This is a genomic window from Anaerocolumna sedimenticola, from assembly GCF_009931695.1.
In the GTDB taxonomy this organism is placed as follows: domain Bacteria; phylum Bacillota; class Clostridia; order Lachnospirales; family Lachnospiraceae; genus Anaerocolumna; species Anaerocolumna sedimenticola.
The window spans coordinates 2,866,442-2,879,198 of record NZ_CP048000.1; the positions used below are offsets into that span (position 1 = coordinate 2,866,442).

Below are 12,757 nucleotides of genomic sequence, written 5' to 3' on the forward strand. Positions count from 1 at the left end.
GTAGGAGGGGTATATAGAACATTACAAAGGGGACATTATAGATATGCTGGCCAATATTCCGGTAATTCGTTTTAACCTAAGAATGTAATCTAAATTATCAGAGAAGAAATTACCAAAGGAGGGAAACATATGAGTTCCTATGTGGTTAGGTTTAAGGACATTGACAAAACAAAACTCATGGTTGTTGGGGGTAAAGGCGCGAACCTGGGGGAAGTTTCCAGGATATCAGGAATTAGCGTTCCGGATGGTTTTTGTATTTCTACAGAAACCTTTAAAAGAATAACCCGGGAAACACCGTCGATTAAAGAATTACTTGATCAGTTATCGCTGCTTAAGGTGGAAGACCGGAAAAAAATAAGTGAGCTTAGCGGTGAAATTCGCAAGATCATTGAAAGGACTGCGATCCCTGAAGACATTCATGATGAAATTAGCGGCTTTCTCTTAAGGCTTGGAGAAAATGAGACTTACGCGGTACGGTCCAGTGCAACTGCAGAAGATTTACCGTCTGCCTCCTTTGCGGGCCAGCAGGATACGTATCTGAACATTATCGGAAAGGAGGAGGTCCTAAAGCATATCAGCAAATGTTTCGCCTCGCTGTTTACCGAGAGGGCTGTAATCTACCGTATTCAAAACGGCTTTGATCACCGTAAGGTCTATCTGTCCGTGGTTGTTCAGAAGATGGTTTTCCCTGAGGCAGCAGGAATATTGTTTACTGCAGATCCCGTCACTTCGAACAGAAAAGTGTTATCCATTGATGCCAGCTTCGGACTTGGTGAAGCTTTGGTCTCCGGATTGGTGAATGCCGATAACTATAAAGTAAGTAACGGCAGGATTATTGATAAGAAGATATCCGAAAAGAAACTGGTAATTTACCCCTTAAAGGGTGGCGGTACTAAGAAAAAGGAGATAGAGCCTGAGAAGCAGAATCAACAGGTGCTGACGGATGAGCAGATTCTGAACCTAACGGGCATGGGAAGAAAAATCGAGGAACATTTCGGCTGTCCCCAGGACATCGAATGGTGTTTGGCTGATGATATATTCTATATTGTCCAGAGTAGACCAATCACTGCGTTATTTCCCATACCTGAACCAAATGACGGGGAAAATCATGTATATTTATCTGTCGGTCATCAACAAATGATGACTGATCCCATTAAACCATTGGGAATGTCCATATTCCAATTAACATCTTTTGGACCCAGGTTTAAAGCCGGTGGAAGGTTGTATGTAGATGCTACAAATATATTGGCTTCACCTCAAAGCAGAGAAGCTTTATTAGATAACATGGGACAACACGATCCGCTTATGAAAGATGCACTTTTGACCATAATAAAGCGAGGAGATTTTATTAAATCGTTACCAAGCGAGAAGAAAGAAATAAGTTCCGTTAAAAGCAATAATAGTGTATCATCTTCGGATTCCGGTACTCAAATCAAAAACGATCCGGCAATTGTTTCTGAATTAATTAAAAGTTGTCAAAAATCAGTAGAAGAGTTAAAACAAAACATCAAATCGAAATCAGGATCGGATTTATTTGATTTTATTCTGGAAGATATCAATGAGTTAAAGAGGATTCTATTTGACCCACAAAGTACGGCAGTATTTATGGCTGCCATAAATGCTTCATCATGGATCAATGAAAATATGAACCAGTGGTTAGGTGAAAAAAACGCAGCGGATATACTTTCCTGGTCTGTACCAAATAATATCACGTCAGAAATGGGTCTGGCAGCAATGGATGTGGCAGATGTAATTCGTCCTTATCCGGAAATAATTGATTATTTACAACATGCCAAAGATGATAACTTTTTGGAGAAGGTAGTTAAGTTGGAAGGGGGAATTAAAACCAGGGACGCTATCTGTTCGTTCCTTAATAAATACGGAATGCGGTGTCCCGGAGAAATCGATATTACGAAAACTCGTTGGAGTGAAAAACCAACTGCACTTATTCCCATGATTCTCAGTAACATCAAAAACTTTGGGCCCAATGCCGGCAAGAGGAAATTTGAGCAAGGATTACAGGAAGCACTGGAAAAAGAACAAGAGTTATTAGAAAGATTGAGGCAGTTACCGGGTGGCGAAGAAAAAGCCGAAGAAACAAAAGAGAAGATCGGCTTAATGCGGAATTTTATTGGTTACCGGGAATATCCCAAATACGGCATGATTAACCGCTATTTCGTTTATAAACAGGCTTTATTAAAAGCAGCAGGACAACTCGTACAAGCAGGTCTGATTCATGAAAAAGAAGATATTTATTATCTCACTTTTGAAGAACTTCACGAAGCCGTACGCACAAAAAAATGCGATTACCGTATTATTAACAAACGAAAAGAAGAGTATAAATTATATGAAAAACTAACTCCACCACGTGTTATCACCTCTGACGGTGAGATTGTTACAGGTGAGTACAAACGAGAAAATCTCCCGGCGGGCGCTATTGCTGGTTTGCCTGTTTCTTCAGGAAGTTTTGAGGGACGAGCACGTGTTATCTTAAACATGGAAGATGCTAATCTGGAAGCTGGGGATTTAGTCACCTCCTTTACTGACCCTAGCTGGACACCATTGTTTGTATCCATTAAAGGCTTAGTTACCGAAGTTGGCGGACTGATGACCCATGGTGCGGTTATCGCACGTGAATATGGTATACCGACAGTTGTTGGGGTGGAAAATGCTACCAAACTTATTAAAGATGGGCAACGAATTCGTGTGCATGGAACAGAAGGGTATATAGAACTTCTATAAGGGAAGGAAATTAAGGAGAAAGGAAATATGACATTACAGCAGTTAAAATATGTAGTGACGGTTGCAGAGAAGGGGACGATCAGTGATGCTGCCAAGGAATTGTTTATTTCACAGCCAAGCCTTACGAATTCCATTAAGGAATTGGAAAATGAAATGCAGATTTCCATATTTAACAGAACGAATAAAGGTATCGTTGTATCCAATATAGGAGATGAATTTCTTGCTTATGCCAGGCAGGTTCTTGAGCAGGCTAATCTCTTAGAGGAAAAATTCCTGAACGTGAAACAGCAAAGCCCGAGATTTTCTGTTTCTACCCAGCATTATTCCTTTGCCGTAAATGCATTTGTAGATGTGATTCGTGAATTCGGCGGAAATCAGTATGACTTCACCCTTAGAGAAACCCAGACTTATGAGATTATTGAAGATATTAACAGATTGAAAAGTGAAATCGGGATTTTATATACTTCTTCCAAAAATGAGGAAGTGCTTTTAAAACTGATTAAACAGAACGGATTGGAGTTTGAGGAGCTTTTTGTCGCAAAACCACATGTATTTATAAGTTCCAAACATCCCCTTGCAGGGAAGGAGATAATAACATTAAAGGAACTGGATGAATATCCTTACCTTTCTTTTGAGCAGGGAGATTATAATTCCTTTTATTTTTCAGAAGAAATTCTCAGTACAATCGACCGAAGTAAAAATATTAAGGTAAGGGACAGGGCTACCCTTTTTAACCTGGTGATAGGATTAAATGGATATACGGTAAGTACGGGAGTAATAAGTAAGGAATTGAACGGGGAAAATATCATAGCCAGACCCCTTGCGGTAGATGAATCTATGCGTGTGGCTACAATAAAACAAAAGAATATGCCGCTTAGCAGGTACGGAAAAGCATATATGGAAGCATTAAAAAAGCATGTATCTGAATGTATTGGATAGATAAATAACAGGAGTATAGGGAAAATAACCTGATATAAAAGAAGAGTATGAATATGTGTTTGGTATAGCTTAAAGCTATATCAAACACATATTTTTTGTATTTTCCGTTGGAATAAAAATAATTTATAATAAGTTACAGCTATAAAAATTAAATAATTCAGACAGGAGATGGACAATATGAGTAAAAATGCACCTTTTAAGTATGATATTGTTGGAAGTTTTTTAAGACCTGATTATTTAAAGCAGGCAAGAAGGGAATTTACAGATGGAAAAATCAGCAGAGAAGAATTAAAGTCGGTTGAAGATAAAGCAATTATTGATCTGATTCAAAAGCAGAAAAATGCAGGGCTTCCGGTTATAACGGACGGTGAATTCAGAAGGAGTTCCTGGCACCTGGATTTCATGTGGGCGTTTAACGGTGTGGGACATGAAAAGACTAAGAGCGGAATACCATTTCATGGAGAACCTGCTTTGATTGACGATACCTTTCTTACGGGAAAAGTATCGGTTGAAAGTCATCCGTTTGTTGAGCATTTTAAATTTCTGAAACAATTCGAGGATGAGAATACGGTTGCACGCCAGACAATTCCTGCTCCTGCTCAGTTTCTGTTTCAGATGATCATACCGGACAATATAGAAAGTACGAAAGCAATTTATCCGGAGGAAGAGGAGTTAATTCAAGACATTGCAGAGGGTTATAAAAAGGTGATTCGGGATTTGTATGCTGCAGGCTGCAGAAATATTCAGTTTGATGATTGTACATGGGGAGTATGTGTTGATCCTAATGCCTGCTTTATCTTTGGAACTATTGAAGCCGGGTTACAGGAGAACATAAATAAATTAATCCGTGTCAACAATCTTGCAATAGAGGGTAAACCGGAAGACCTGGTAATTAATACACATATCTGCCGCGGTAATTTCCATTCCACCTGGGCTTGCCAGGGAGGTTATGACCGGATAGCAAAAGACCTTTTTGACAGAGAAAATGTAAATGCCTTTTATCTGGAATTTGATGATGAGCGATCCGGTGATTTTGAACCGCTTCAATATGTAAGCAAAGAGAAGAAAGTTGTGTTAGGACTTATCACAACAAAATCCCCCGTATTGGAGAATAAGGCGCACATAATCAAACGTATTCACGAAGCCGCAAAATATATTCCCCTCGAACGTTTATGCCTTAGTCCGCAGTGCGGATTTGCCTCCACTGAAGAAGGTAATAAACTGACCGAAGAAGAACAGTGGGCGAAATTGCAATTAGTACGGGATATTGCAAATAGTATATGGAAATAAACGAAAAAAGTAAGACCTGACCGAACCGGCTTACGACATGGATAAGTTCATGTCGTAAGCCGGATAAATTACGTAATTACCGGTAAATAGAAGACAGGATTAAGCGGATAAGTTATAATAAAACAGATTTAGCATTAGGATATTGATTTTATGGAACATATATATTCAGTTGGAGTCATTCCCGTAGACTTTTTAAAATGTTTGGAAAAATAATGAACGGATGAATAACCAAGTTTTTCGGAAATCTCAGTAAAATTTAATGCTTCCTCCCGCATAAGTTTTTTGGCTTCTTCAATTTTTAATAACTTATAATATTCGATGACACCCGTACCGGATTTACTTTTAAAGACTGTTTTTAAAGTTGTCTTACTCATGTGGGCAAATTTGCATACATCCTCAAAAGTTATATTGTCATATATATTACTCTGCAAATAATTTACAATCTTATTTACAATACTTTCCTCCGACCTTTCTTTTACGGCAGAAGAAAGCCTTATTTCTTTTGTTATACTGGAGCCTTTTCTAACCAGATATATTAAAAACATCTCAAGGTAGAGCTTTATAAGCTGTTCACCTCCGAAGAGGGTAATTTCCCGCTTTTCCAGTTTTTCCAGGGTAGATACATAAAGGGGGGAAGAAAACGAACCTTCAGCCTCCTTTTTTATTTTCGCTAATAGAAGCCTTTCGTTTTCGCCTATGGATAAAATTTTATTTTCAAAATAGGACATGGAAGGGGAAGAACAGAAAAAAGAAATAACCATTAAATTAGGACCAGCTTTTCCATTCGCCCAAAGATTATGAAATTCATTTGGCTTATGAAAGATCACATCTCCCTGTTTTAATTTGTATCCCTCGGTACCGGCCATAATCTCAACTTCCCCTTTGTCAACATAGACGAATTCCCAAAAATTATGGGATTCGCCCTCATAAATATAATCCTTGGCAAATTCAAAGTAATGTATGGTTACAATATCTTTTATGGTAAATTCTTCTGTAAGAGCGGTTTTTACATAGTTCATAATATCACCTGAATAATAGAGAATAAAATATTAACTGGGAATACAATTGCTTGCTGCCTGATAATTTTTATAAGGCTAAAAGTACAAAAAAATAGGCTTTTTGGACAAAGTATTTACGGGAACAAAGAAATATAATTTATTATAACAGACATATAAATATACTTCAACAAAGCCTACGAATAATAAATTTACGATTTAAATGAGAGGTAAATATGAGCAATAAAATACTCCAATATGAAATCAAATTATTGAGTTCTTTAGCGAAAGTTTTTCCGGATGAACAGCCTGTCTATCAACCGGAATGTTTAATGTTAAGTGCTCTGAGAGGGGAAACAGTATCCTTTCAGGCAGCTTATACCGGTAATATTTCTTTAAAAACCGCTGCAGAGGTGTCGGTTGTTTCGCCAATTAAGGAATATATCCATGTCAGAAGCGTAGAAACGGTTCCGGTTTTAGTTGCCTGCGGAGCGGATACGGATGACAATTATTTGAAAAAAACCTCGGGACTTTATCCGGATATTTTAAGGGAATTAAGAGACAGTAAGACGGAGATTTTGCCGGGTAAATGGAAAAGCCTATGGATTGATATTGAGGTGTCAAAAAAAGCACGATCCGGTATTTTCCCGGTAGAAATCTGCCTGAAGAAAGAGGAAGAAATTTTGTGCAGTGCCAACATATCAGTCACCATATATGAGGCAGTTCTGCCAAAGCAGAACATGATACATACGGAATGGATGCATGCCGACTGTCTTGCGGATTATTACCGTGTACCGGTATTTTCGGAAGAGCATTGGGATATATTGGAGAATTTTTTCAGGGAATATGTAAAACGGGGATGCAATATGATGCTGACACCACTGTTTACCCCGGCCCTGGATACTGCAGTCGGAGGGGAGCGAACAACGGTGCAGTTAGTTGATATTACCGTTCAGGACGGCAACTATCGTTTTGGGTTTGAACGTCTGAAACGTTGGATCAATCTTTGTAAAACCTGCGGTGTGGAATATTATGAAATGTGCCATCTGTTTTCCCAGTGGGGGGCAAAACATCCGCCTAAGATTGTAGGTAATGTCAATGGCAGGGAAGAGAAGATATTCGGGTGGCATACACCTGCAATCGGAGAATATACGAAGTTTCTGCAGGTATTTCTTCCACAGCTTATTGATAAATTAAAAGAATGGGAAATTGACAAGGTTACTTATTTCCATCTGTCAGATGAACCGGATGAAAGTGATTTGGATTCATACCGCCAGGCAAAAGAATCAGTGGAAGAATTATTAAAAGATTTCCATACTTTTAATGCGTTGTCCAGTTATGAATTTTACCGTCACGGACTGGTAGACCACCCGGTTCCTCAAGTCAACAAAGTGGTGGAGTTTCTGAATCATGGTCTTACGGATCTATGGATGTACTATTGCGGAAGCCATGGGTATAAGGTTACCAATCGTTTTCTTTCCATGCCATCCCTCAGAAACCGTATCTATGGCTTGCAAATATATAAATACGGCATTGCAGGTATTCTGCACTGGGGATATAATTTCTATAATACCCAGTATTCTACGGCTCATATTAATCCCTATGAGGTAACGGATGCCGGTGGCAGCTTCCCGTCCGGTGATTCTTTCCTTGTCTATCCAGGAGCAGACCGGCATCCGGAAGAGTCCATCCGGATGATGGTCCATCAGGAAGCACTTCAGGATCAGCGGGCATGCCAGTTACTGGAGTCACTTACGGATAAAGAGTATGTATTAGAACTTATAGAAGGAGAACTTGCAGAGCCATTAACTTTCCAATGCTATCCTAAATCCGACATGTATCTTATTCAGTTAAGGAATCGCATTAATAAAGAAATAGCCGGGAGAATTTAATAGTTAAAAATGATATGTAACTATACACCGCCAACCATTCAGGATTCCGATCAGAATGGTTGGCGGTAACTTTTATGTAACAAATGCATTCCGCATATGGTTTGAATGGTTCGTAACATGTACCTTATATGTGAGAATTATAAATATTAGGGTTGACAAATATATCACTCTGATATAATATGAGTATATCAGAGTGATATATTGGAGGTGGCATTATGGCTAACATTTTATTTATCAATGCAAATCTATACGGACATATTAACCCGACCCTTCCGTTAGTGAAAGAATTAGCAGACAGGGGTAATCAGGTGGATTATTTTTGTTCACAGCAATTTAAAGAAAAAGTTATGGAGACAGGCGCAGCATTTCTGAATTATTCTGCGGAACTGGATGATTTTCTTAAATCCTACCGTCCCACGGACAGGCATCCTTTTTATATGCTCATGGAGTATGTTCTTCTTTACGCAGAAGTGATGCTTCCGGGAGTTTTAAAGTTGATTGAAAAGAATCGGTATGATATGATAATCGGAGATTCTTTGTTTGGCGGGCCATGTTTTTTAAAACAGATTCTTAAGATACCTGTGGTTGGTTCACATTCCAGCTTTGCTATGAGCGGTGCTCCGGTGCCGCCGTCTATGCTTGAGCCGGGATACCACCCGCAGTTGGATCATTGTTATGAAATATTGGACAGGATATGCAGTAAGTATGCGATTCCTACTCCAGGCTTAACTGACATTTTCATCAGTAAAGCCCAATGGAATGTGGTATATACGATTCCGGAGTTTAACGGAGTTACTGTACTTGACAGTTCGGAATATCTTTTTACTGGCTCCGTGATCCAAAAAAACTCGGAACCGGAGTTTGGAGGATTAGCCGATACAAATGACCGGCCGGTAATCTATATTTCACTTGGCAGCATTAATACTGATTTTATAGAATTTTATAAAATGTGTATTAAAACATTTGAAAATTCGGATTATTATGTTGTTATGTCAATCGGTAAAAAATGTGATAAAGAGCAATTGGGGATAATTCCGCCTAACTTTTATGTTGATAATTTTCTGCCTCAATTAGCCGTTTTGAAACAAACGGATGTTTTTATCACCCATGCCGGTTTTAATAGTGTTAATGAGGCACTTTATTACGGTATTCCTTTATATGCACTGCCAATGGTTAATGACCAGTATATGGTTGCAAAAAGAATCAAGGATATGGAACTTGGTATCGTAGGTAGTTTTAATGAAATAAATTCACAGAACTTAAGAGACGGAGTGGAAAAATTATTATCAGATAAGCAAATACGGGAAAATTGCCAAAAAATATCATTGAAGTTCAGGGAATATAAACGTTTGTCTTATGTGGCCGAAACGTTAGAAAAGATTAGCATGAGACAGCAATAAGACCGAACTTGTTGTTTTAAAATAAATGGAATCCGGCCGTAAGGAAAGGAAGAAGTAATATATGATGAAAAATAAATCCAGATATGCTATTTTGGGGATATTAAATATCTCACCAAGTACGGGTTATGATATTAAAAAATACTGCGACACTATAATCTCCGGAATTTGGCATGAAAATTTCGGACATATTTATCCCACACTAAAAATGTTAGAACAGGAAGGATGTATTCGGCAAGTATCAGAGGAGAAGGAATCAAGAAAAATTAAGTATGAGATAACAAAAGCGGGGAAAGATGAACTCCTTGGCTGGCTTTCGGAGGAAACACTTATGCAGCCGGTCCGTTCCGAATTTATGCTGAAATTTCTGTTTTCCAGCCAGATTCCCATAAAAAATGTTATAGAAATGCTGAATCAATATAAGAAACGTCTGGAAGAAGAACTGAATCAATATATGGGTTTAGAAAAAGAATTAGCGCAAGGGATTCCTGAAATTTCCGCAGAAAGAGCACGTTTTCTGAAAGCAACCTTAAGAAGAGGGATATTAACATCACAGGCTTCAATTGAATGGTGCAAGGAAACGATATCCGAATTAGAAAAATAAACTAAAAATAAAAAATGATAAAAAAAGACATTATTATACATCACTGCATATATTATTATTAGGATTTATTCTTTATGGGCTAAACAAAGTTTGCTTTGGCCTGTGAACCAACTGGGGTTTAAGTTCCTGTTTACTGCAACAGTTGGAATGTGGTTCCTTTAATATATAACATTTGATACAAGCTTAAACTGAAAATATCAAAGAGGTGATGTGAAATGTATAGGATTCTTACGTGTGTATTTAGCCCCCATGTTTATAATGAAATACACAACGGTTTTTTGGAGGCGGGATGTGAAGTTCGAAATATTTTAATCGGTGAGAAATATATTAATAAATTTGATTCACTGAAGACAGTCTTGACAAGTGCTATTGATGAATTTAAACCGGATTTTGTATATTCCTACGGCTGGTGGAAAGATATTATTGATATAAATGTATTTTTTGATGTTATTAAGAAAAAAGGTTTATTCCATGTTTGGTGGTCTGCAGATGACCCTGTTTGCTGTGGTCAGGTTTCCCTGCCTGCTGCAAGAAGGGCGGACTTGGTTTTTACCCCGGTAGATTATCTGATACCGGAATATGATAAATTTGGTATTAAAGCTTATTTACAGCCCAATGCCTGTGCGCCCCGTTATGTAAAATTACCGCCTAAACCTGAATATCGGAACGATATAATATTCGTAGGAAACAATTATAGCTTTAGGCATGTCGATGAAGAATCAAAAAAAAGTATATTTTATAAATTCAGAGTTGATGGTATCTATCAAATTATAAAACCTTTGGCAGATAAAGAGAAGAACTTGAAAGTTTGGGGAAGATGGTGGACCGATTATGACAGGGCATATATACTTCCGACAGCTTATTACGGAGGTATATTACCGGTTGAAGAAATCCCTTATGCATATTCATCTGCAAAGATTGCATTGGGAATCCAGCAGGTAGCTACTTCAAAAACCTATGTATCTACAAGAACTTTTGAAGCACTTGGATGTAGAGCATTCCATATTACCCAATATTCCCCGGGTGTTGAGTATTATTTTAAAAAAGGGGTACACCTAGAATGGTCAAATTCAGTAGAAGAAACGTTAGAACTTGTTGATTATTATCTGGCGCATGAAAACGAAAGAGAGAAGATTGCACTTAACGGGCAGAGGGAAGTGGATGAAAAGCATAGACTTGTTCATAGGGCAAGAACTGTATTGGATACAGTTGCAAACCATATCTAGAAAACTAATTCATATGAATATCCCCCCAGTATAAAAAGAGACTGCAGATAGTTACATGTAAATTATGCAACTGCCTGCAGTCTCTTTTTATACTGCTTTGTTCAAATCTCTTAAAAACCGGTGGTTCAAACACAGATAGTTACATCATTCAGATCAGGGAACAATTTCAAAAATAGTTCCCTGGTTAGAATCAACCACTCTCATTGAACCATAAACCCCTAAATATAGCCTGGTTTGATCCAGATTCGTTCCCAAACTGACATAATAAGCTGACCTTGATTCAAAGTTATAATCGGTTTCTATAATGCTATAATCATTTGGTTTACAATCCATTCTTACCCTGGTATAAGCTAAAACCCCTTGAACCGGCGGCGGAGAATCTTCATTCCGAACCAGATCGGTAAATACAACACTTCCGGTTAACTCAGGGATTTCATTTCCCATATATGGCTGCACTCCTGTAAGTGCAGTTCCTCCAAACATATCAGGCCTGGGATCTTCATGAAAATAATTAGTAAGGGGCTGAAGGCGATGTACGAAAGATGTTACCGCGTCGTCATAATAAGCTATTGTTTTCTCATTAAAATCCGCATTAGCTGAGCAGTCGCTTATAACCGATGTTGGAAAAGCTCCCTCCCAACCCCGCCAGCCTAAGTTAATAAATCCTTCCCGGTCAAGTTCAGAATTCTTGAAAGAAGTCCGGGTAAGTTCTGTAACCGGTATCGGTTTATAAGGAACGAAGGAAAAAATTGACTCTACCATATCCTGTCCGACATTTCCTACATATTTCATATAATGATTATAATATCTTTGATAAGAAATACCTGGTATATTGCGAACTCCTTTTGCAATTACCGTAAGTGTTTCCTGAATAAGCAACGGAAGTTCATCAAAACGAGTAACTATGGGTGGATTATCGATAAATGTATCCATATTTACATCGATTTCAATTATTTTACCGGCAATTTCCATATCATCCTGGCTTAAATTAAAGGGATCGTAACCTGAACCACCATCGCCGGTCGTTAAAACAAGTTTTCCTGTTTCAGGTGAAAAGTTTAAGCTGTTGACACCATTATGATTTAAAAATGGTCTTCTTAAATTAAGTAATGTCCGTCTTTTCTCGGGCCGGTCATTCGATGGTAAAATCCATTCCTCAACGGTATCAACATGATCATATTGATTTTCTCTATTTGTCCATTTAAGAGTTAAGGTTCGGGAATCACACGGGTCAGGCTTAAAAGATTCCGAAGGAGCACCGGGAAAAGCACCTGGACCTTGTGTTCCGGCTACTGTATAATGAAGATAAAACAGTCCGTTATAACAAAAATCGGGATGAAAAGCGAGACCCACCAATCCCCGTTCGTCATATCCGCCACCGGTAGTACCTAGTTCTATGATACGCTGGCGAATATCTAAAAAAATTTCTAAACGTCCGTCCCCTACGTAAAAGATTTCTCCTACCTGAGTTGCAATAAATAATCTTTCGGCCTTTTCATCCGGAAGTATTGCTGTTTTTAAAACAGTGGGTAAATTTATACTAGTTATAATAGGCCGCAAACCAACTTTAACTTTTATCAATTTAATTTACCCTCCTTCTTATTATCTCCTTTTATAAGAATATGATAAAAACCAATCTGATAGTACTAAATTTAGGCTGCGGATCTTTATC

At 38.2% G+C, this 12,757-nt stretch carries 9 protein-coding genes; 7 read left to right on the forward strand and 2 right to left on the reverse strand.

Annotated features, from left to right (window positions below; all coding sequences use genetic code 11):
- The first annotated feature begins 129 nt into the window (after window positions 1-129).
- The 3 genes from ppsA to Ana3638_RS12700 all read left to right on the forward strand — a co-directional run bounded on the left by ppsA (window position 130) and on the right by Ana3638_RS12700 (window position 4,971).
- The gene (ppsA, locus tag Ana3638_RS12690) at window positions 130-2,742 is read left to right on the forward strand and encodes a phosphoenolpyruvate synthase (protein WP_161838355.1); all 2,613 of its coding nucleotides are present in this window, start codon (window positions 130-132) and stop codon (window positions 2,740-2,742) included.
- Between the two features lie 27 nt (window positions 2,743-2,769).
- Window positions 2,770-3,681 (forward strand): LysR family transcriptional regulator, encoded by a 912-nt coding sequence (locus tag Ana3638_RS12695; RefSeq protein ID WP_161838356.1) that lies wholly within the window; start codon window positions 2,770-2,772, stop codon window positions 3,679-3,681.
- A 177-nt stretch (window positions 3,682-3,858) separates the two neighbouring features.
- Window positions 3,859-4,971, forward strand: coding sequence for a 5-methyltetrahydropteroyltriglutamate--homocysteine S-methyltransferase (locus Ana3638_RS12700; RefSeq protein WP_161838357.1), 1,113 nt, complete (start codon window positions 3,859-3,861; stop codon window positions 4,969-4,971).
- A gap of 134 nt (window positions 4,972-5,105) precedes the next feature.
- Here the strand turns inward: Ana3638_RS12700 and Ana3638_RS12705 are convergent, their stop codons facing one another.
- Entirely contained in the window at window positions 5,106-5,990 is an 885-nt protein-coding gene (locus Ana3638_RS12705; protein WP_161838358.1) for an AraC family transcriptional regulator, read from the reverse strand.
- Window positions 5,991-6,202: 212 nt separating this feature from the next.
- On the opposite strand from Ana3638_RS12705, the gene Ana3638_RS12710 reads away from it, so the two are divergent.
- The 4 genes from Ana3638_RS12710 (at window position 6,203) to Ana3638_RS12725 (ending at window position 11,085) form a co-directional block, all read left to right on the forward strand.
- Window positions 6,203-7,858, forward strand: a complete 1,656-nt coding sequence (locus tag Ana3638_RS12710; protein WP_161838359.1) for a DUF4091 domain-containing protein — start codon at window positions 6,203-6,205, stop codon at window positions 7,856-7,858.
- Between the two features lie 215 nt (window positions 7,859-8,073).
- Entirely contained in the window at window positions 8,074-9,258 is a 1,185-nt protein-coding gene (locus Ana3638_RS12715; protein ID WP_161838360.1) for a macrolide family glycosyltransferase, read from the forward strand.
- Window positions 9,259-9,319: 61 nt separating this feature from the next.
- On the forward strand, window positions 9,320-9,859 hold the full coding sequence (locus Ana3638_RS12720) for a PadR family transcriptional regulator (RefSeq protein WP_161838361.1): 540 nt from the start codon (window positions 9,320-9,322) through the stop codon (window positions 9,857-9,859).
- A gap of 215 nt (window positions 9,860-10,074) precedes the next feature.
- Window positions 10,075-11,085, forward strand: a complete 1,011-nt coding sequence (locus Ana3638_RS12725) for a CgeB family protein (protein WP_161838362.1) — start codon at window positions 10,075-10,077, stop codon at window positions 11,083-11,085.
- 153 nt (window positions 11,086-11,238) lie between these two features.
- On the opposite strand, the gene Ana3638_RS12730 is transcribed toward Ana3638_RS12725, so the two are convergent.
- The gene (locus tag Ana3638_RS12730; protein WP_161838363.1) at window positions 11,239-12,666 is read right to left on the reverse strand and encodes a PQQ-dependent sugar dehydrogenase; all 1,428 of its coding nucleotides are present in this window, start codon (window positions 12,664-12,666) and stop codon (window positions 11,239-11,241) included.
- Window positions 12,667-12,757 lie beyond the last annotated feature (91 nt).